Annotated in this window: 19 protein-coding genes; 11 read left to right on the forward strand and 8 right to left on the reverse strand. The window is 66.3% G+C overall.

Annotation, left to right across the window (positions count from 1 at the left end; translation table 11 throughout):
* Positions 1-636 precede the first annotated feature (636 nt).
* Positions 637-1,311: a Crp/Fnr family transcriptional regulator gene (locus MFF26_RS24150; protein WP_093568230.1), complete on the reverse strand. Its 675-nt coding sequence runs from the start codon at positions 1,309-1,311 to the stop codon at positions 637-639.
* A gap of 185 nt (positions 1,312-1,496) precedes the next feature.
* On the opposite strand from MFF26_RS24150, the gene MFF26_RS24155 reads away from it, so the two are divergent.
* The 3 genes from MFF26_RS24155 (at position 1,497) to MFF26_RS24165 (ending at position 4,813) form a co-directional block, all read left to right on the forward strand.
* Positions 1,497-2,297 (forward strand): pentapeptide repeat-containing protein, encoded by an 801-nt coding sequence (locus tag MFF26_RS24155; RefSeq protein WP_091950948.1) that lies wholly within the window; start codon positions 1,497-1,499, stop codon positions 2,295-2,297.
* 277 nt (positions 2,298-2,574) lie between these two features.
* Entirely contained in the window at positions 2,575-3,657 is a 1,083-nt protein-coding gene (locus tag MFF26_RS24160) for a YeiH family protein (protein WP_091950946.1), read from the forward strand.
* Positions 3,658-3,721: 64 nt separating this feature from the next.
* Positions 3,722-4,813, forward strand: coding sequence for a molybdopterin-dependent oxidoreductase (locus MFF26_RS24165; RefSeq protein WP_091950944.1), 1,092 nt, complete (start codon positions 3,722-3,724; stop codon positions 4,811-4,813).
* A gap of 14 nt (positions 4,814-4,827) precedes the next feature.
* Here MFF26_RS24165 and MFF26_RS24170 read toward each other — a convergent pair whose 3' ends face one another.
* From MFF26_RS24170 to MFF26_RS24180, 3 genes are all read right to left on the reverse strand, one after another.
* Positions 4,828-5,712, reverse strand: coding sequence for a LysR substrate-binding domain-containing protein (locus MFF26_RS24170; RefSeq protein ID WP_091950942.1), 885 nt, complete (start codon positions 5,710-5,712; stop codon positions 4,828-4,830).
* Positions 5,713-5,773: 61 nt separating this feature from the next.
* Positions 5,774-6,571, reverse strand: coding sequence for an anti-sigma factor family protein (locus tag MFF26_RS24175; RefSeq protein ID WP_091950940.1), 798 nt, complete (start codon positions 6,569-6,571; stop codon positions 5,774-5,776).
* A complete protein-coding gene (locus tag MFF26_RS24180) occupies positions 6,568-7,077 on the reverse strand; it encodes a sigma-70 family RNA polymerase sigma factor (protein WP_091950938.1) in 510 nt (169 codons plus the stop codon). Before MFF26_RS24180 ends, MFF26_RS24175 begins: the two co-directional genes overlap by 4 nt.
* A gap of 197 nt (positions 7,078-7,274) precedes the next feature.
* On the opposite strand from MFF26_RS24180, the gene copM reads away from it, so the two are divergent.
* Positions 7,275-7,673 carry a CopM family metallochaperone gene (gene copM, locus MFF26_RS24185; protein WP_093568229.1) on the forward strand — a complete coding sequence of 133 codons (399 nt, stop codon included), beginning with the start codon at positions 7,275-7,277 and terminating at the stop codon, positions 7,671-7,673.
* 49 nt (positions 7,674-7,722) lie between these two features.
* On the forward strand, positions 7,723-9,162 hold the full coding sequence (locus MFF26_RS24190) for a YncE family protein (RefSeq protein ID WP_091950973.1): 1,440 nt from the start codon (positions 7,723-7,725) through the stop codon (positions 9,160-9,162).
* A gap of 49 nt (positions 9,163-9,211) precedes the next feature.
* On the opposite strand, the gene sorB is transcribed toward MFF26_RS24190, so the two are convergent.
* The 4 genes from sorB to MFF26_RS24210 form a co-directional block, all read right to left on the reverse strand.
* Positions 9,212-9,532, reverse strand: coding sequence for a SorB family sulfite dehydrogenase c-type cytochrome subunit (sorB, locus tag MFF26_RS24195; protein WP_174804894.1), 321 nt, complete (start codon positions 9,530-9,532; stop codon positions 9,212-9,214).
* A 13-nt stretch (positions 9,533-9,545) separates the two neighbouring features.
* Entirely contained in the window at positions 9,546-10,757 is a 1,212-nt protein-coding gene (gene sorA, locus MFF26_RS24200) for a SorA family sulfite dehydrogenase catalytic subunit (protein ID WP_091950930.1), read from the reverse strand.
* Positions 10,758-10,880: 123 nt separating this feature from the next.
* Positions 10,881-11,597 (reverse strand): anti-sigma factor family protein, encoded by a 717-nt coding sequence (locus MFF26_RS24205; RefSeq protein WP_238308763.1) that lies wholly within the window; start codon positions 11,595-11,597, stop codon positions 10,881-10,883.
* On the reverse strand, positions 11,597-12,085 hold the full coding sequence (locus MFF26_RS24210; protein WP_091950927.1) for an RNA polymerase sigma factor: 489 nt from the start codon (positions 12,083-12,085) through the stop codon (positions 11,597-11,599). The genes MFF26_RS24205 and MFF26_RS24210 overlap by 1 nt, the downstream gene beginning before the upstream one ends.
* An 860-nt stretch (positions 12,086-12,945) precedes the next feature.
* Between MFF26_RS24210 and MFF26_RS24215 the strand changes: the two genes are divergently transcribed.
* From MFF26_RS24215 to MFF26_RS24240, 6 genes are all read left to right on the forward strand, one after another.
* The gene (locus tag MFF26_RS24215) at positions 12,946-13,887 is read left to right on the forward strand and encodes a site-specific integrase (protein ID WP_308447769.1); all 942 of its coding nucleotides are present in this window, start codon (positions 12,946-12,948) and stop codon (positions 13,885-13,887) included.
* 312 nt (positions 13,888-14,199) lie between these two features.
* Positions 14,200-14,652: a hypothetical protein gene (locus tag MFF26_RS24220; protein WP_238308765.1), complete on the forward strand. Its 453-nt coding sequence runs from the start codon at positions 14,200-14,202 to the stop codon at positions 14,650-14,652.
* A gap of 348 nt (positions 14,653-15,000) precedes the next feature.
* The gene (locus MFF26_RS24225; RefSeq protein ID WP_238308767.1) at positions 15,001-15,864 is read left to right on the forward strand and encodes a hypothetical protein; all 864 of its coding nucleotides are present in this window, start codon (positions 15,001-15,003) and stop codon (positions 15,862-15,864) included.
* Positions 15,865-16,682: 818 nt separating this feature from the next.
* Positions 16,683-16,874, forward strand: coding sequence for a hypothetical protein (locus MFF26_RS24230; protein WP_238308768.1), 192 nt, complete (start codon positions 16,683-16,685; stop codon positions 16,872-16,874).
* Positions 16,875-17,014: 140 nt separating this feature from the next.
* On the forward strand, positions 17,015-18,892 hold the full coding sequence (locus MFF26_RS24235; protein WP_238308769.1) for an AAA family ATPase: 1,878 nt from the start codon (positions 17,015-17,017) through the stop codon (positions 18,890-18,892).
* The gene (locus MFF26_RS24240) at positions 18,892-19,533 is read left to right on the forward strand and encodes a 4Fe-4S single cluster domain-containing protein (protein WP_238308771.1); all 642 of its coding nucleotides are present in this window, start codon (positions 18,892-18,894) and stop codon (positions 19,531-19,533) included. The genes MFF26_RS24235 and MFF26_RS24240 overlap by 1 nt, the downstream gene beginning before the upstream one ends.
* The last annotated feature ends 9 nt before the right edge of the window (positions 19,534-19,542 follow it).

Raw genomic sequence — 19,542 nt, forward strand, 5'->3', positions numbered from 1 at the left:
GAGCGATCGGGATCTTCATTTCCCCCGCTCAGCGGCGTTGCGCGCGCCGCCCAGTTGGGCTACTCACGGAACGGCTCAGCACCCGTAGCTCAGCTGGATAGAGCGTTGCCCTCCGAAGGCGGAGGACCCGGCTCTCCGATGAATGTGCTGCACCCAATCCTCACAATAGGTTAGTAGATCCGCTCGCGAAGTCAGCGACGCGGTCGCGTTTTGCCGGCGCAAAGGGGCCGCAACGGAATTGGATCGCGCCGGTGCGTTCCCGCTCCGACATGCTTCGAGGTGGCATTCAAGTGGTCCGTGTCACGCCTCAGCCGGCATTCTTGCTAAGCGGCAATCTTCTGGCACGGCCTGATCCGACGAAGTCCCAGAATGCGCCGCCAACTACGACGGTCTTCCCTCCTGTCACCGCGCAGTCCGGCGTCACATCCTTGGGCTTCGGCTCATGACCCATTGCAGACGGTCGAAATGTCCGCTTCCAGGCAGTTCAATGGACCCGGTTCGGCAACTTCTGGCCAGTAGTGGCCTGTCTACTCTGGGGAGGGCTTGCCAAAAGAGCAGACAAGGTCCTGCCGAACCAACCCAGTCGTAAAGCTCGATTTGCGTCGGCCTCAAAAATGGACACCAGCACGCCGCCAGTCACCGCCGCCCTGCGGCCTCCAAGCGGGTCCGGTCAACAATCTCGACCGCGCCTCGACGAAGTTCGATTAGGCCCGCCTCGGCCCATTGTGCCAGGATACGGCTCACCACCTCGCGCACGCTTCCGACATCGTCCGCGAGCTTTTGATGGGTCACCGCGGCGACGCCCCGTGAATCGGCTTCAGTGAGGAGGCGTTGCGCGAGGCGCTGCTTCAGCGGTGCGAACGCGACCTCGTCGATCAGCGTGAACAGGCCGGACATCAATCGCGTGTAGTCATCCATGACGAATCTGCGGAACGCCGCGCTGTCGCCGATCAGGTGCTGGAACGTGCCGACCGGCAGGGCCGCGAGTTCGGTCCGCTCCTCGGCCACGCTCTGCGCCGGAAAGGTGCCGCCGGACAGGAGACACTGAGTGGTGAGGGGGCAGGTGCCGCCCGGGCCAACCTTGTAGATCAGCACCTCGCGTCCGCCCTCCGACATCCGGAAGATCCGCGTGCGTCCCTCCAGGCACATCAGGTAGTTGGCACACTCGCCATTTAGTTCGTAGGCGATGGCGCCTGCATCCAGCACCGGGAAATGCACGGTTCCCCGAGCGATCTGAAGATGCGCCGGGCTGAGAGCTTGAAGAAGCGGAAACCGGTCGATCCACCGCTCGACCTTTTGGGCATCCGTCATGGCTGGCGTGGTCCCCCGGCCATGACGACGGGTTGATCGTCCGGCGCGCGTTGCGTTTTCCTCCCGCCGCGCCGGATTTGTGTGACCTGGGTCACCGACCGGGTGCAGCGGCCCGGCATAGCATCGCGACACAACGAACACGATAAGGGTGCCCGCCATGCGTGGCGCCCGCCGGGAGTAAACCGATGCGCCGCTTAGCCCTCAGCTTCATGCTCGCCGTCTTCGCTGCCGGCCCCGCCGCGGCCGAACAAGATCTGCTGCTCGGAGCCGACATGTCCTCGCCTGCCATGACGAAGGCCGAGATGAGCCGCGCCGACGTAGAGGCGATGATCCAGGCCGCGGACGGTAAGCCCATCGACCTGCACGACAAGGCGCTGTCGGGCCTCGATCTCTCCGGGTTGAATCTCCGGGGCGTCAACTTACGAACTGCGCGCCTGAACAAGGCCAATCTACGCGGCGCCGACCTCAGCGGCGCAAACCTCGAACAGGCATGGCTCCTGAAGGCAGACCTTTCCGGGGCCAAGCTCGCGGACGCGAAAATGTTCGGCATCACTGCGCGGGAGGCCAACCTCAGCGGGGCCGACCTCAGCCGGTCCATGCCCATCGGCGATTTCAAGGGCGCCAACATGAGCAGCGCCACGCTGGTCGATCTCAAGGGCGGAGCCAACATCAAGAATCAGTCCATGGGTCTGATGCGGGCGGTGTTCACCTCGGTGAACCTGTCGGGCGCGAACCTCAAGGGAGCCAACCTCGGCCGGTCACGCCTGGAGTATGCGAATCTTAAGGATGCCGATCTCACTGGCGTGGTGCTGATGGGCTCAGACTTGTCCGGGGCCAATTTGACCGGTGCTACGGTCACGGGCGCGGACTTCAAGAACGTCGATGTCAGCGGCGCTCGTCTCATCGACCTCCAAGGTCAGTCCGAGGCCAAGGACTGGGCGGAGAGGGTGAACATCGACCGTGCCGTCACTCAGGCATCCGATTGATCCGCCCGTTCACCAACCTGACGGCCCGCCTCTGACCTCAACGGTTTCTGTCTCAAGAAACCTAGTCAGCGGTAATCTACAACGTTCCCTGATATCAGCGAAGCCGCAAACTCGGGTTGCCCAATCGACAAGACTGGCTTCAAGCCAAAGCACGACGTTCGTCGTCCCCAGCCAAATCATCGCATCGCGTGATCAAAATGATCGATACGTTCCGTTGGATCGAACGAATGGACGCGGTCATGGTCGTGGCAGATCCAGTCCGCGAGGTGCACGCACCATGCCCGCAGCAGCCTTTCTCCGATCACGCGCGCTTGCTCTGTCTTCCATCCTGCCCGGCCTGAGCCTTTGCCTCGCGGTGACGGGCGCCGCCCTCGGGCTGGAGATGGTCGAGAAGCATATCTTCGGCCGTGCGTGGCTGGAGGCTCTGGTCCTCTCCATCGTGCTGGGCACGGCCGTCCGCACGGCCTGGAACCCTGGTCGGCGCTTCGCTCGCGGTATCGCGTTCGGCGCCAAGACCGTCCTGGAAATCGCCGTCGTCCTGCTCGGCGCCTCGCTCAGCCTCGGGACGCTGCTCGCGGCCGGGCCGGGGCTCCTCGTCGGCATCGCGGTGGTGGTGGCCCTCGCCATTGCGGCGAGCTACGGCATCGGCCGAGTTCTCGGGTTGACCCCGCGCCTGGCCATCCTCGTCGCCTGCGGCAACTCGATCTGTGGAAACTCGGCGATCGCGGCGGCGGCCCCGGTGATCGACGCGGACGGCGAGGACGTCGCCTCTTCCATCGCCTTCACCGCCGTGCTCGGCGTTCTCGTCGTTCTCGGGTTGCCGCTGCTCGTGCCGCTGCTCGGACTCTCACCGATGCAGTACGGTGTGCTCGCGGGGCTCACGGTCTACGCCGTGCCGCAGGTTCTCGCCGCAACCGCCCCGGTGGCCGCCCTCAGCGTCCAAGTCGGCACCCTGGTCAAGCTGGTCCGCGTGCTGATGCTTGGGCCAGTGGTCCTGGCTCTCTCGCTCGGGATTAGCTGGCTGCGCGCGGGGACGGGCGTGACCGTACCGCACCGCACGGCCGGCGAGCGCCCCGCCTCGGGCCGGATGCCGCTGCACCGGCTGGTGCCGTGGTTCATCCTCGCCTTCCTGGCCTTGACGGGTCTTCGCTCCGCGGAGCTCGTTCCCGAAGCGGCTTTGCACCCCATGGCCGCGGCGGCGAACGCGCTGACCATCGTGTCGATGGCGGCCCTCGGCCTCGGCGTCGACGTGCGCAGCGTCGCCAAGGCGGGACCACGCGTCACCCTGGCGGTAGTCGCTTCGCTCGCCGCCCTGACGGCCGTGAGCCTCGGGCTGATCCGCCTGCTCGGCATCGCCTGAAATAGGCCTGCCACCCGGCGCGTATGAGCGCGTTGGAGTCCGACCTTCTGCGATAGAGACACCCATGTCGAGCTTGACCGAGCGTATGGCGCGCCTGATCGTTCATGGGGAGCGCCCCTACAATGCCGAGCCACCGCTGACCCGCCTGCGGGCCCGTTACCGGACCCCTGCGGAAGACTTCTACGTCCGCTCCCACGGCGACCTGCCGGAGATCGACGCCGCCGCATGGCGCCTGTCCGTCGATGGCGCGCATGTCGGTCCCCTCGATCTGTCGCTGGCGGATCTGCGCGCGCGTTTTCCCGAGGCGACCGTCACGGCCACGATGCAGTGCGCCGGCAACCGCCGCGCCGATATGCGGGCGGTCGCCCCAGTCTCGGGCGATCCTTGGGACGGCGGCGCCATCGGGACGGCGGACTGGACCGGCGTCCGCCTCGGCGACGTCCTGCGTGCGGCGGGCGTAGCGCCAGGAGCGAACCTCCACTCGGACCTCCATGTGGCCTTCGAGAGCCAAGATGTGGTGGAGGGACGGCCCTACGGCGTCTCGATCCCGCTCGCCAAGGCGGTCGCCGGCGAGACACTGCTGGCCTTCGCGATGAACGGGGCATCGCTGTTGCCCGAGCACGGCTTCCCCGTGCGGGCCGTCGTGCCGGGCTTCGCGGGCGTGCGCAGCCCGAAATGGCTGAAGCGCATCACGGTGCAGGACCATCCCTCGACCAACCCGATGCAAGCCGACGACTACAAGCTGTTCCCGCCGGACGTGACGGCCGAGACCGCCAATCCCGCGAAAGGCCACACCATCGAAACGATGCCGCTTAACGCCGCGATCTGCGAGCCCGCGCGCGGAGCCCGGCTCAAGGCGGGCGAGACCACCATTCGCGGGTACGCCATCGCGGGAGATCGGGCGATCGTGCGCGTCGATGTCTCGGGCGATGGCGGTCGGTCCTGGCATCAAGCTACGCTGGAACACGAGGCCGGCGCTCCCTTCGCCTGGACGTTCTGGGAGATCGTGCTGGACCTTCCGTCCGGCGAGCGCGACCTCGTGGTGCGCGCCTGGGACAGCGCCGGGCAGACCCAGCCGGCGCGGCCGGACGAGACGTGGAACTTCAAGGGCTACCTCAGCGCCTCCTGGCACCGTGTGTGGGTCGAGGTCGCCTGAAGGGCCGCCCCCCGTCAGGGGGCGGCACGGATCAGGTCGAGCAAGGCGTCGGCGGCGCGACTGCGGTAGCGCTCCTTGTGGCGCAGGACCCGGAAGGTTCGCGTCGGCAGAGCGAAGGGCACGGCGACGAGCGCTCCGGTTCGCAGAGAGGGTCCGACCACCGCTTCGGATAGAACGCTCGCCCCGGCCCCCGCCACGACGGCGGCGAGGACAGCCTCGTTCGACGGCAGTTCGAGGGCAACCGTGAGTGCGTCCGGTGCGATGCCCAGCGCGACGATCGCCGCCTCGAAGGCGGAGCGCGTGCCCGATCCGGGTTCGCGCAGCACCCAGGAGACTGAAGCGAGGTCGGATCGTCCCGACCGCGCGCGTGCGGCCAACGGGTGATCAGGCGCGATGACGAGGATCAGCCGGTCCTCGGCGACCGGAGTGCTCGCGAGGCTGCCGTCCTCGATCGGGCCCTCCACGAAGGCGAGTTCCGCCGTCCCGGCTCGGACCGCCTCGGCGGCTTCGGCGGTGTTGCCGATGCCGAGCCGCAGGACGATGTCGGGATAGGCCGCCCGAAAGGCGACGAGGTGCCGGGGGAGCCAGTGGCTGGCGATGGTCTGGCTCGCCTGGATGGACAGCGTGCCGCGCCGCAAGCCGCTGAGGTCCGCGAGCACCTGTTCGGCCGCCTGGGCGCGGGCGAGCACCGCGCGAGCCTCGCTGAGAAAGACGCCGCCCGCTTCGGTCAGTTCGATGCCCCGGCCGACCCGGTGGAACAACTTGACGGCGTGCCGAGTCTCCAGTGCGCTGATGGCGGCGCTGACCGCCGACTGGACGAGGTTCAGCGCCTCGGCCGCCCGCGTGACGTGCTGGCGCTCGGCAACCGCCACGAAGATGCGCAACTGGTCGAGGGTCATGGCGTCTCGTGCTCGGCGGGGGCCTTGGCCGGCGTGGTCCGGCAGGGTTCGGATACGAGCATCACCGCGCGACTTCGCGCTTGCCCGAGACCTGCGCATCGACCGCCTCGGCGACCCGGAGCAGCCGCGCCTCGTCCGTGCGGGCCGTCACCACGTAGGACATCCCGGCATCGATCCACGAGAAGGCGGCCACGTCGTCGGCGCGGGCGTAGCGGAACACGCCGCGCCCGCCGGTCGGCCCGGCCCGGCTGTACAGGGTCAGGCGGGTGCCCCGGTCGTCGTCGTACATCAGCATCGCCGCCGGCTCGTCTCCGGCGGGGAGCAGGCGCCCGCCCATGAGCCGGAATCCCTGCGCCCGCAGGTCCGGCACGGTGACGGGCCGGCCCAGGCGCGCGCTGAGCCATCGCACGAGGTCGGTCGAGCCGTCGGCGCGGACCTCGACCGGATGGGCGGCCTCGACCACGTAGGTGCGGAAGGCGGAGACGGCCGCCTGCGTCATCGGTTCGGCGTGGGCGCCCGGGCCCGGCACGGCGCCGCGCCCGGCCCACCCGGCCGCGCCGCCGAGGGCGAGCAGGAGCGCCGCCGCCGCCGCGCTCGGCCACCGACGCGGGAGGCGCATCCGGCGCGAGCCTGCGAGGTTCGCGATGCGCAGGCGGGCGGGGATCGGCTCGTCCGCCACGGGCGCGAGGCGCGCCCGCAGGCGTTCCCGCACCTCCCGGTCGGCGGCGACCCGGGCGGCTGCCTCCGGATGCGCGGCGAGCCACGCCTCGACGCGGGCGCGGCGGCCCGGATCGAGCCGTCCGTCCACAAAGGCGTGCAGGTCGTCCTCGCCGACGGGACGCGGGTCGGACGCGGTCATTTCACCCTCCGCAGATGCCCGGTGACGATCGTGGGAGCCCGGTCGAGGAAGGCGCGCAACCGGCCGCGCGCCCGGCTGAGGCGCGACATCACCGTGCCGACGGGGATCGCGAGCACGGCGGCGACCTCGGCATAGGACATGTCCTCGACCGCGACGAGGAGCAGGACGGACCGCTGCTCCTCGGGAAGCGCGGCGATCCCGTCGAGCACGTCCCGCGCGCCCACGGCCGCCTCGGGATCGACCCCGACCTCCGCGATCTCCATCAGCGCCTCCGGGCCGACCTCGATGCCCCGGCGGCGGCGCACGCCTTCGAGGTAGCGGTTGCGCAGGATCGCGAACAGCCACGCCCGCAGATCGCCCTCGCGGCGCTGCGGCCAGGCGCGGATCGCCCGTTCCAGCGTGTCCTGGACGAGGTCGTCGGCTGCTTCGCGCTGCCGCAGCAGCGCGGTCGCGTAGCGCCGCAGGGCCGGAATCTGCGGTTCGATCAGGACGGCGAGGTCGTCCAAGGGTGGTCTCCGGATCGCGGCTACGGCGATGCCCGTGCCGCTGTTCGGAACAGAGATGCCGGAATTGCCCGAACTATTCCAAGCTTGGCCCCGGCGAGCCGATCACGCATCCGTGACCGCTTGACCGGGAGCGCCGGGGAATATCCCGGCCCGGCCGGCATCTCTCCCCGCGTGACCTCGACACTGCGGGAGAGACCATGCGCGGAGCACCGACGGCGATCCTCATCACCTTGTTCATGGCCGGGGGTGTCCTGGGCGGCGGCATGATGATGCGCGCCGGGCATGCGGAGACCGCCCCCGGCGGCTTCGATGCGATGATGGCCCAATCGATGGCGCGGATGCACGCGGACATGACGGTGTCGCCGTCCGGCGACCCCGACCGGGATTTCGCCGCCATGATGATCCCGCACCATCAGGGCGCGATCGAGATGGCGAAGGCCGAACTCGCATACGGCCGCGACCCGGTCCTGCGTCGGCTCGCGCAGGGCATCGTCGTCGAGCAGGCGCAGGAGATCGAGGTCATGCGCCGCGCCCTCGCCGAGCGACCGGTCGCGCAGACCCCACCGACGCAGCCGCCGGCCCGCCACCACCACTGAGCGGATCGCCGTCCCCCGTCCCGACCATCAGCGCGAAGAGACCTTCATGATGCGACACCTCATTCCGGCGACCCTGCTGCTCGCCCTCCTCGGCGGGACCGCGCTTGCGGGCCAGGCGCCGGGGCCCGCCTCGGCGCCGGACGTGCCGGTCGGCCCCCGCGACCGGTTCTACACCTCGGACCAGTTCTCCAACACGGTCTCGGTGATCGACCCAGCCGCCAATACGCTCCTAGGCGTGATCCGTCTCGGCGACACGACGCCCGCGAACCTGAGCCCGCTCTATCGCGGCCAGCTCCTGGTCCACGGCATGGGCTTCTCGCCCGACCGCAAGACCCTGCTCGCCGTCTCGATCGGCTCGAACTCGGTCAGCTTCATCGACACCGCCACCAACACTGTGCGCCGCACAACCTATGTCGGCCGCTCGCCGCACGAGGCGTTCTTCACGCCGGATGGGCGCGAGGTCTGGGTCAGCGTGCGCGGCGAGGACTACGTCGCGATCCTCGACGCGGGGACCGGCAAGGAGACGGGCCGGATCACGGTGCCAAACGGGCCCGGCATGACGATCTTCTCGCCCGACGGGCGTTACGGCTACGTCTGCTCCAGCTTCAGCCCCGAGACGGTCGCCATCGACGTGAAGAGCCGCGAGATCGTCGGGCGGATCAAGCAGGAGAGCCCGTTCTGCCCCGACATCGCGGCGACGCCCGACGGCAAGCAGGTGTGGTTCACCCTCAAGGACGTCGGCCGCGTCCAGGTGTTCGAGGCCACGCCGCCGTTCAAGGCGCTCAAGACCATCGAGACCGGACCGATCACCAACCACGTCAACATCGCGCGCACGAAGGCCGGGCAGTTCGCCTACGTGACGATCGGCGGCCTGAACCAAGTGAAGGTGTTCCGCACCGACGACTTCTCGCAGGTCGCGACGATTCCCACCGGCGCGCTCCCGCACGGCCTCTGGCCCTCGGGCGATGGTTCGCGGATCTATGTCGGCCTGGAGAATGCCGACGCGGTCGCGGTGATCGACACCGGCAGCAACGCGGTGATCGCCACCATCCCGATCGGCCAGGGGCCGCAGGGGGTGGCCTACGTCCCGGACGCGGTGTCGGAGGGAGCGGGTGCGCCGAACCTCCAGCCGCTGGGCGCGGCGGGCCAGTCGAGCACGCTGACGCTGGCCGGGCCGGATGGCAAGGCGGCCACGCAGGTCACGCTGTTCGACCAGGGCGTGTTGCAGACCCTGCAGGCGGCGGTGACGGGCCTCACGCCGAAGAAGCCCTACGTGCTGGCCCTGTCGGCCGATCCGAAGGGCGCCGGGCCGCTGGAGCCGCTGGCCGCCTTCATGACGAACCCGGCGGGCGCGGCCATCGTCAACGCCGTGGGCCCGATCCGGCAGGTGACGCAGAACGCGAACGAGGCCGCGCGGCGAAGCCTCGTCATCGTCGAGGGCAAGCCCGGCGAGACCGGCGCGACGGTCCAGACGCAGGCACCGCGCTGACGGGACGAGGGGGGCGGTCGCCGGACCGCCCCCTGTTTCCAGCCGCGCCTCAGTAGGTGTCGGCGAGGTAGGCGGCGATGGCCTTGGCCTGCGCCGCGTCGATCGGCGCGTGGTAGACCTTGACCATCTTGGTCACCTCGGACTCCCAGAAGGCCGCGCCTTTGCCGGGCGGCTGCATCGCGATGTAGTCCACCGAATGGCAGACGAGGCAGTTCGCCTGGGCCGCCTCGAAGCCCTCCGCGTGCGTGCCGGCCTTCGGCGCCCGCAGCTCCGCGGTCGGCTCCGGCACCGCGTAGGATTTCGGGGCGGCGAGGGCCGCGCCGGTGGCGAGGGCAAGCGCCGCCGTCAGGGCGAGGGTGGTGCGGGTCATCGTCGTCACTCCCTCAGGCCGCGCGCACGCGGGTGGTCTCGACCACGTTGCGCAGGTACCCGGCCGGGTTCCAGCGCGGCTCCATCGGCTGGCTCGCCCCGTCGTTGGCGGTTGCCCGCACCCGGATCGCGTGCGCCCCCTGCGACAGCTCCGCGTCGAGGGTCCAGGGCCGGAAGGCGTAGGGGCCGAGATCCTGCCCGAGCCGCGCTTCCGCCCAGGTCTTGCCGTCGTCGGTCGAGACCGCCACCGACTTGATTCCCGAGCCACCATCGAAGGCGATGCCGCGCAAGGGCGTGCGCCCGGCCTTCACGTCCGCCCCGTCGGTCAGGTTGGTGAGAAAGGAGCGCACGGTGAAGCGGTTGATCGGCACGGTCTTGTCCGCCGCCTTGCCGGGTTGCGTGCAGGCGCAGTCGTTGTCGGGGATGCGATAGGCCTTCTGCATCCAGAAGCCGTCGAAGGATTTGTCGAGCACGCTGATGCTCTCCAGGTGCTTGACCCAGTAGGTGCCGTAGAATCCTGGCACGACGAGGCGCAGGGGATAGCCGTTGAGCCAGGGCAGATCCTGCCCGTTCATGCCCCAGGCGAGCATCACCTGCCCGTCGCGGGCGTGGTCGAGCTTGAGCGACTTGGCGAAGTCCGGCGTCTCCGGGATCACCGGGCCGTCAAGGCCGGTGAAGGCGACCTCGACGGCGCCCGCCTTCACCCCGGCCTTGTCGAGCACCGCCTTCAGCGGCACGCCGGTCCATCGGGCGCAGCCCATCGCCCCGTTGGCGAGCTGCCCGCCGGCCATGCGCGGTTCGAAGAAGCCGCGAGAGTTGCCCGAGCACTGATTGACCGCGACGATCTCGGTCGTCGGCATCGCCTTCAGGTCGGCGAGCGAGAGCGAGACCTCCTTCTCGACATGGCCCTTGATCGCAACCCGGTAGGTCTCGGGGTCGATCTCGGTCGGGATGTCGGCGAGGTGGTAGCGCACGAAGAACGCGTCGTTGGGCGTGATGGCGCCCTCGTCGAACACCGAGAACGGGGTCTCCAGTTGCGGCGGGCGCGCGGTCATCTGGAGCAGCGGGCGCTTGCCCGGATAGGCCACCAGGGGCCGCTCGCCGTTGCCGAAGGGCAGCGTGGTGGTGTCGCCCGCGAGTGCCCGCAACGACGCGAAGCTGCCGCCGCCGAGGCCCGCCAGGGCGGTGAGACCCGCCCGCCTGATGAGATCGCGTCTGTCGAGCATCCGATTCCTCCCCGGTTTCGCGCGTGACTCCGGCGACCGGGCCCGCGACGTGCGGAGGAGGAGACGCACGTCGCCCCCGGTCTATTCGCGGCGGGTCGAAATAAATTCCGCGGCCCGCGCCGGTCAGCCGGTGCAGGGGCGTTCAGAGAGGCCGGTGGCCCGGTCCAGGGCGAGCCGCAGGCGGTCCGTCTTGGTCGGTTCGGTGAGGAGCACGGCCACCTCGGCCAGCAGGGCGAAGCGCTCGGCCGGCACCGTCTCGGACAGGAGGACGTAGCGGCGCCCCTTGCTGTCCCAGCGCGCCACACGCAGGTCGCGGTCCCCTTGCGCGATCTCGAGTCCGGCCTGCCCGCGCGACGGCCTGCTCCAGACGGCGAGCCGGCAGCCGTGACGCCCCTCGTAACCGGCAAGCCGGCCAGCCGAACCGTCACCCTCGGACAGGTAGACCAAGCGGAAGCCCGCCGCCACGAGATCGAGGGGGAAGCCGTTCAGGCCGCCCGCGGGCTGCATGGCGTTCGCGGGTGCGCCCGCCGCACTCCAGGCCATGAAGGCCGCGCGCGCGGCGTCGGCCGGCGGGCGAGACGACGGGGCCAGCCAGCCGGTGCCGACGAGGACGACCAGGGCCGCGGCGCACGCCCATCCGAGGGAGGCGCGGGCCATCGGCGCGCGCGGGGGCGGCACGACCGCAGCCTTCACCTCCCGTTTCACCCCCTGCTTCAGCCGGGTCAGGGTCGCGACCCGCGCGGCCAGGACCGGATCGCGGGCCAGCGTCTCCGCGACCGCGCGCCGGTCCTTCGCATCAAGTTCCCCATCGACGTAGGCATTGAGGGTCTCCCAGCGCATCACGGCCCCTCGCTCCCATCGGACGGCTCGGCGATCCGGTGCAGCATGATCCGCCTCGCCCTGTGCAGACGGCTCATGACCGTGCCGACGGGAATGCCGAGCCGTTTGGCGGTCTCCCGGTAGCTCAGGCCTTCGACGTCCACGCAGGTCACGACCTTTCGGCAGGGTGCATCGAGGGTGGCGAAAGCCTGGCGCACGGCGATGGCCTCAATCAGGCGGTCGTCGAACCCTTCGTCGGGCCAATCCACGAGATCGTCCTCGCGGCGGGTCCGGTTCCGGCGGAGCCGATCGATCCAGGCGTGGCGCACGATCCGGAACAGGTAGGCGCGGGCCGCCCGCGGTTCGCTCGGCGTCGTCCCCGTCGAGAGCGCCTTGAGGGCGCTCTGCTGCATCAGGTCGCGCGCGGCGTCGGGCTCCCGCGTCAGCGTCAGCGCGTAGCGGAACAGGCGCGGCCACGCTTCGACGAGGTGCTCACCGATGGACCGCATCCTGATGTGTCATCCTCCCCGCACTCCATAGCACATCGATGCATGTCCACACAGAGTCGCAACGGTCGTCGATGGTTGTGGATGTCGGGAGGCCTTACACCTCTGCAGCGCTACTCGGAGCGTTGCTGTTGCTGAACAATCGATTGCAAGCTCGTATGTCTGCTTTCAGGCATTGTGAGGATGCGGTTTTAAGACCGGGGTGGGCGCGAAGCTGAATGTCCGGTTCCGGGTATCGAGTTGATGTCCGCTCATGGCGCAAAGCAGCCTCGGGATAGCAGGCTTGCTGAGGTAGCGAAGTCCTAGACCTGTGCGGCTCAGGCGAGGAGTATGCGCCCTGGGTTCATGGCCTCCCGCATTACGTCCTTGGACGTCGAAGCGGTCGCTCAAGCAATTCGATTAACGCGAACAAGATATAGTTCGATTGCTGGAAATAGCTTGGAGCGCAGCACGATTGCGTCGTTCTCAGCTCTGCTGGGCGCATGCCCTTTTGTTTCGAGCTAATATTCAGCCGACAAGACTGAGACTTGCTAATCCAGGACGTGGCAAGCACTTGCCATAGCGACTGTTTTCGCTGCTCGTCGCGCTAACGGTCCTCGATCTGGCGATTAATCGTGCCTGCCGCGCCGAGATCGCGTAGTTCAGCGGCTTCAAGCTGACGGCGATACAACAATTCTACTTGGTCAAGCGCAGTCATACCAAACTGCAAGCGAGCATGCCTTGATTTCCGCTTTTTGACCGTGGCGCGCTGCTTAAAAATCCACCCTTGGCGGTTCGCTCGCGGTGTCCTTCACTCACGGCAACGCTCGTGGAGAAGGTCAGTGGCAACAATCCGGAAGCTACGTGGACGATGGCAGGCTGCGGTGCGCCGCAAAGGCATTGCACCACGTGCTAAATCGTTCGACACCAAAGCTGATGCTGAACGGTGGGCACGCAGCCTCGAGGCCGAGCTTGACCGATGTGGAGCTCTGCCGGATACGCGCTCGGCCGAGAAGACGACGCTGGCGCAGGTTCTCGAGCGCTACCGCGACACCGTCTCGCCGACGAAGCGCAGTTCCGTGACTGAGATCGCGCGCATCAACGCCATCCTGCGACGACCCATCTGCCACCGGACGATGACACTGCTCTCGAGTGCCGACCTCGCTACCTACCGTGACGAGCGCCTCAAGTCGGTTGCACCCGCAACGGTGATCCGCGAGCTGAACACGATCAGCCACGCGATCGATACTGCGCGCCGGGAGTGGGACATCCATCTCGCCCAGAACCCGTGCAAGCTTGTGCGCAGGCCCTCGCCACCGAAGGGTCGCACACGGCGCCTGGAAGGCGACGAAGAGCAGCGATTGCTTACGGCCGCTGACAAGGGGCGGGTGCCATATCTGCGCCCGCTGATCGAGCTGGCCGTCGAGACCGGCATGCGGCGCGGTGAACTGCTGAGCTTGACCTGGGAGAACGTGGACCTGGACCGACGTGTCGCTCATCTGCCGCTTACAAAGAACGGATCGAGCCGCGACGTGCCGCTCTCGACACGTGCCGTTGCGACGCTCATGAAGCTCAGGACGGGCGAGAGCGCAAAGGTGTTTACGGCTGCCCCAAACGCCGTCAGGCTCGCCTGGGAGCGTCTGAGGCGACGCGTAGGGCTCAACGATCTGCACCTGCACGATCTGCGACACGAGGCGGTGTCCCGGTTATTCGAGAAAGGCTTCAATGTTGTCGAAGTCGCCTCGATTTCTGGGCACCGAGAGCTGCGAATGCTGCAGCGCTACACACACCTACGTGCTGCAGACCTAGCCAAGCGCCTTGGATGACGAAAGCCCGTTCAGACTCAAGCAGCAATTTTATCTGCAGGTGTTTGCGATGTGGACCGCAGCCCGAAAGCGATGAAACGCGTGTGGCGATAGGCGCCATAACACCAAGGCGTGGCGCATTTGCAGGGCGAGGAGCCGATCGGCCAAAAAATCGATGATCGTGCGCGTGCCCGTCCGGCCGCCGCTACAACTTCAATCAACGCTACTTCGGCAGCCGTCCAAGGAGATAAGGCGAAGGCCAACTCACTCCGTAGACCGCATGCCCGTTGCCTCGTTGCTAGAGCTGAAACATCGATCATAAAAGAGACGCAGATGCGCAACGACATCCTTATTGACCGGGCCATGTCGAACTACTACCGCCGAGGCGGCCGCAAGCTGGTTCGCGCCAAGTACAGCTCCGTCTTGATAGGCGGTTCAGAGGAGGGACGGCAGCGCCTCTACACCTGCCTCGGTGACCACACAGGTCTTATCGCCGTCTACTCGGTGCGGAAGGGCGGGAAGCTCTTCCGGATGAGCCGCATACCGGTGTGGATCGTCGCCAACGATCGTGATCCTGGGTGGCGAGCATGGTGTGAGGAGACGGAGGCCGCACGCCTCCATGATGAGCGTGCCAGCGGCGACTATCTTACCCGGCTGACGGAGTATCGCTCTTCCGCCCCAATCTCAAGCTCAGCTCCAGTTGCCGCCGATCGCTGGGGCGACGAAAATTTTAATGATCTTGCTGCGACCCTGGCTGAGCTCGATCGGCTTCCACTAGCTGCCTGATCGGCCGTGTAGAGCTTGATGATCAAATCAAGCTCTACCGCACCGCTCCTGCCATCCTCAATGCATCCGACCCAAACATGATGGCGACTGGGCACTATCCGGCTTATTCGTATGAAAATCGACGGGTGGTTGCATCAGTAACGAAGATTGGCCTCGGCCGACAGCCCATAGAGCTCACAAAATATGTCACACTCTGATACGACGTTTTCGACAAAAAATGAAGAACAGACTACTATATCGTCGACAAGCCTTGCTTCGAGAGCAGCAGTGTCACGATTCGGTCCGCTCTTAGAGGCTGCGCGCCTAATCGATGCCAAGCGCCTAGCCGAAGAGCGAGGTATAAGCGGTGTGAAGTGGTTCGACTATCGCTTTATCTCGGCCGTGCAGGCAACCGAGCTGTTCTACGAGACATACATTCACCTCTACCGAGAGGCTTTCCGGAGAAACTTCGACGCTGGGACGGCCACGCTCAAGCGCGCCGTACCTGCCAGAGGCCTATGGGGTAACCCAGGCGAGTTCAGTGCGGCTTGGCGTGCACGGCAGGTCGCTGACGGCTTCGGCATGCCCTACGACTTCTTCATTCGTGAGTGCATGGAAGCAGCATTCCGCCGCGGCATCACCCGTGTGCCCAGACCCAATCAGCTCTACAACCTGCTCAGCATGCCTCACTTGCAGGAGCGCTGGGAGGAGCGCCGCAGAGCTTTGCCGCTGTTTTCCGAACTACCGCAGTACCGGGTCGGGGCCTTCTGCGGTCTGCCGGCACAGATCGAGCATCAGCAGTGGGTGATCGATAGCCTGAAGGCGCGGCATGCCCGGCCATTCGCCATCGCCCAGGCCTGCTTCGTGGATCGCCTATTCACGTTCGATCGTGCCAAGGCCGAGTTCGACCCGTACGTGGTCGAGCAGATGCTGTCTGAGGCGGCAGGCATGAAGGCGGATCCACCTCCAGCCCTACGGGCGACCAACTTCCTGCCGTCCTGCTTCGGCCTTCCACACGCGTGCTCACCTTCCATATCACCGTGCATCGAGTGCCACGTCCGGGAGGAGTGCAGGACCGCCGAGGCCAAAGTCCGCGAGAAGGTGGCCCAGCGCTACGGGAACGAGAAGCCCCGGGATGAGGAGAAGCTCGCGCTGAACCGGGAGCGGGTTGCCCGTCATCGCGCCAAGAAGGCTCTCGCTCGCACGGGGATGAGTAGTTCGGGATCTTCCTAAAGGCGTGCCGGAGAAGGAATAGCCGGCAGCGAACTACGAGCCGGCAGAGGGGGGTGAAGTGCTGGGGAGCTGTAACGCGTTCCATATAGATATACCTATATCTTAAAAGATAGATATATCTATATGGAACGCGTTACATGCTATCCACCGGCAATACGCTCGCGGGCTTCGCCCGCTCGCCATCTGAGTAGAGTGTCAGCCTCGAGGTGCATCTTCTTGCGTTCCCGCAGCTGAGGCTCCGGTCGCCCTCCGGGCTCCCTGCGCTGGTAGATCTACTCCGGGACACTGCTGCCTGCTTCTACCTACCCGGCCGTCGCCTTCGGCTTCATCCGGCGATCACGCCACGCCTTCTCCCTCTCACTCGGAAGCGCATGCTCTCTGCTTTCGCATTGAGAGGCTTCAGGGCAGCTTTTGGGCCAATCTATGGGCGTGGGGCTCCGGATTCTTTCTCGCCATCTCCGGCCAAGCTCGCGCATCTGAAAGGAATTTAGACGTGCTTAATAACCAGCCGCTTACAGTCAGGCACCGACGAGCGCCGCCTTCAAGCATAATAATCTCGATCAGTGCCTCATTCTTCTCAGGTCCATGTAGGCCGTGGTGGATCTCGCGTGCGGGTGCGGTGATCGACGACGAGGTCGACGAACTTGATCTGGTTGCGCGTTACGGTCCACGGGCGCGATGCCGACGGTTGCTTGAGAAACACTGTGGTCGCGCTTTCGTAAGGAGATGAACTCGCTAAACTCGCGAAGTGACGGTGAGGTTGGTATCCACGACCACAAAATGCGCGTGCCAAACGCGCTGATGAATGGATCGGGCCCGTGGCGAAGCTATTTTTCGAGCAGCCGATCCTCAACTCGCCCTACGACGCCCCGACCCTGCATCATGCGCTGGACAGTGAGGGGCAACCTCAGGATCAGCCGCCAGGTCGCCCGATCGAACTCGAGATCGCCTCGTGTGACCGTCTCGACGGTGCTGGGGATCTTGTAGAGCGGCTGGGCACCGCCGCGTAGGCACGGCTCGAACATTTGCGGTACATAGCGACGATTTCAGGTTGCCAGAAACTGTTGCTCTGCCGCCCTTGACAGAGATCCTGCCGCGCGGATGCTCACAACTATAGGTCAGACATCTCAGCGCAGCAGAGCGGGGACGAGTGACTAATCCGGTCTTGGCTCTGCCAGCGACAGAGAAAGCGCGCTGGTTACGTGACTTACGGCGCTTTCTCCCGCTCAAGCCGCAGTTCGTCGTATCCGGCAATGTCCGGGATCATCAGCTGTCGGATGTCACACCGGGAGCGCCTGTCCCTGTCTCGCTCGCGGCGGCGCTACGGAGCGAATTGCGGGAGGCGGGCTTTGCCAATGTGCTCTACTTCGACCCCGTAAACGGCTTTCGCCCTCTTCTGGCGCCTGGAGAGGAGCTCCAAACTGCTTTGAGCGCGATGGCGGCGCTGGGCCTGCAGCCGGATGCGCAGGGACATGCACCCGCTGGGATCGAACTGCTCGCGACGACACTCGCGCGGATCGCGGCGAGATCCGGTGAGCCGATCGCTCTGCTGATCGACTTCGCGTCGAGACTGATCATTCGCAACGATGCCCTGAGCGCTGCAGAGCATCAAGCCTTCATGCAGGCGCTCGTCGCCTCCCACGTCGCGCGCTCCCGGCCGATTGGAATGCCGCCGCGCCCGTTCTTCAATTCCGTTGTCTGGGTCGTCGACAAGGAAGGCGACTTGCCGGATTGGTTTTTGATCGACAATCCCCGCATCAGGCACATCCCGGTCGGCAAACCAGACAATCTCGCGCGCGGTGTTCTTGCCCGGGTCCTGCTGAGAAGCCTCGCTGGCCATGCCGATGCGCGCGCGGACGAGAAGGAGGCCGCCGTAGGTGCCTTCGTCGATGGCACGGACGGGATGCTGTTGGTCGACATGTCCGCCATAGCGCAACTCGCCCGAAGCGAGGGCATTGGCCTTGCCGCGATCGGCGATGCCGTTCGGCGTTACAAGGTGGGAGTGAGCGAAGATCCCTGGCGACGGATCGACCGCACGAAAGTTCGAAACGGCACGGCGACGCTCCAGGCGCGCGTCAAAGGCCAGGACCATGCCGTCACGCACATGCTCGATATCGTCAAACGCGCGGTCACTGGCGTGGGAGCGCCCCGGCGCGGTAGCCGCCCTCGCGGCGTAGCCTTCCTCGCTGGCCCAACTGGTGTAGGCAAGACTGAACTCGCGAAGGCTCTCACGAGCCTGCTTTTCGGCGACGAGACAGCGTATATCCGCTTCGACATGTCCGAGTTCTCAGCAGAGCACTCCGACCAGCGCCTGATCGGGGCGCCACCGGGTTATGTCGGTTACGACGTCGGTGGCGAACTCACGAACGCGATCCGCGAAAGACCGTTCTCGGTTGTGCTCTTCGATGAAATCGAGAAGGCGCATCCGCGCATCCTCGACAAGTTCTTGCAGGTGCTGGACGACGGCGTTCTCACCAGCGGCCGCGGCGATCGGGTCTATTTCTCCGAGGCGTTCATCATCTTCACGTCGAACCTCGGCATCTATCGCCTGGAAGCCGATGGATCTCGTGTGGCAAACGTCACGGCCGAGGACGCCTTCTTCGATGTCCAGTCGAAGGTGCGTGCGGAGATCGACCGGCATTTCAAGCTCGTTCTAAATCGCCCCGAAATCCTGAACAGGATCGGCGACAATGTTTTGGTCTTCGACTTCATGAGACCCGACATCGCCAAATTGATTTTCGAAGGTCAAGTCGATGACGTACTTCGCGGAATCGCTGCGGATCAGGGCATCGCTGTCACCATCACTGACGATGCCCGCGCTGCCTTGAGGCAGGCCTGTCTATCCGATCTGTCTAATGGCGGTCGTGGCATCCGCAACAAGGTCGAAAGCGGGTTGATCAGCCCGCTTGCCCGGGCCCTGTTCGATCACGATGCCGAGCCTGGAGATGCCCTCAGCATCACCGCGCTTCATGTGCACCCCGAGGGCGGGACGGTCATTGAACTCACCCGATCCGGGGGGCCGAGTTGATGACTGCCCTGGCGCTCTCCCGCATCCATTTTCCCATCACGACGCTCGGCCCCGGTCAGCGCGTCGGCGTCTGGTTCCAAGGATGCTCGATCCGGTGCCCCGGTTGCGTGTCGATGGATACCTGGGCGGTCGGCAAGGGTATGACGACGGTTGCTGAAGTGCTGGATGTGCTCGCACCAGCCGTGTCTTTGGCGGATGGTCTGACGGTATCGGGCGGCGAACCGTTCGAGCAGCCCGAAGCGCTCGCCGCGCTCCTGCGCGGCTGGCACCGGCTCGGCGGCGGGAATGTCCTCGTTTATTCCGGACGCGCCTTCGAAGACTTGAAGCCCGAGCTATCCAAACTCGGCGGCCTGATCGATGCCATCATTGCGGACCCGTTCGTGCGCGATGCCCCACAAACGCTCGCGCTTCGTGGCAGCGACAACCAACGTCTCGTGCCACTCACCGCGCGGGGCGTGGAGCTCTTCTCGGCCTATGAGGCTGCCTTGCCTGTCGGAGCACGCGCGCTCGACGTGCTCTTCGACGACGACACCGGCGACGCGTTCCTGGTCGGCATTCCGCGACCGGGCGATATGGTGAAGCTTGCTGCGGCGCTGAAAGCCGCCGGTCATTCGGCGGCGACGACAGAGGACGTGCGGTGACCAATACGA

It is taken from the genome of Methylorubrum suomiense (assembly GCF_022179765.1).
Lineage (GTDB): Bacteria > Pseudomonadota > Alphaproteobacteria > Rhizobiales > Beijerinckiaceae > Methylobacterium > Methylobacterium suomiense.

Coding starts and splice junctions, on each gene's coding strand:
- copM (WP_093568229.1), top strand. CDS start 7,275: ATGCGCGGAGCACCGACGGCGATCCTCATCACCTTGTTCATGGCCGGG.
- MFF26_RS24220 (WP_238308765.1), top strand. CDS start 14,200: ATGCGCAACGACATCCTTATTGACCGGGCCATGTCGAACTACTACCGC.
- MFF26_RS24205 (WP_238308763.1), bottom strand. CDS start 11,597: ATGCGCTGGGAGACCCTCAATGCCTACGTCGATGGGGAACTTGATGCG.
- sorB (WP_174804894.1), bottom strand. CDS start 9,532: ATGACCCGCACCACCCTCGCCCTGACGGCGGCGCTTGCCCTCGCCACC.
- MFF26_RS24170 (WP_091950942.1), bottom strand. CDS start 5,712: ATGACCCTCGACCAGTTGCGCATCTTCGTGGCGGTTGCCGAGCGCCAG.
- MFF26_RS24175 (WP_091950940.1), bottom strand. CDS start 6,571: ATGACCGCGTCCGACCCGCGTCCCGTCGGCGAGGACGACCTGCACGCC.
- MFF26_RS24240 (WP_238308771.1), top strand. CDS start 18,892: ATGACTGCCCTGGCGCTCTCCCGCATCCATTTTCCCATCACGACGCTC.
- MFF26_RS24210 (WP_091950927.1), bottom strand. CDS start 12,085: ATGCGGTCCATCGGTGAGCACCTCGTCGAAGCGTGGCCGCGCCTGTTC.
- MFF26_RS24190 (WP_091950973.1), top strand. CDS start 7,723: ATGCGACACCTCATTCCGGCGACCCTGCTGCTCGCCCTCCTCGGCGGG.
- MFF26_RS24150 (WP_093568230.1), bottom strand. CDS start 1,311: ATGACGGATGCCCAAAAGGTCGAGCGGTGGATCGACCGGTTTCCGCTT.
- sorA (WP_091950930.1), bottom strand. CDS start 10,757: ATGCTCGACAGACGCGATCTCATCAGGCGGGCGGGTCTCACCGCCCTG.
- MFF26_RS24155 (WP_091950948.1), top strand. CDS start 1,497: ATGCGCCGCTTAGCCCTCAGCTTCATGCTCGCCGTCTTCGCTGCCGGC.
- MFF26_RS24160 (WP_091950946.1), top strand. CDS start 2,575: ATGCCCGCAGCAGCCTTTCTCCGATCACGCGCGCTTGCTCTGTCTTCC.
- MFF26_RS24165 (WP_091950944.1), top strand. CDS start 3,722: ATGTCGAGCTTGACCGAGCGTATGGCGCGCCTGATCGTTCATGGGGAG.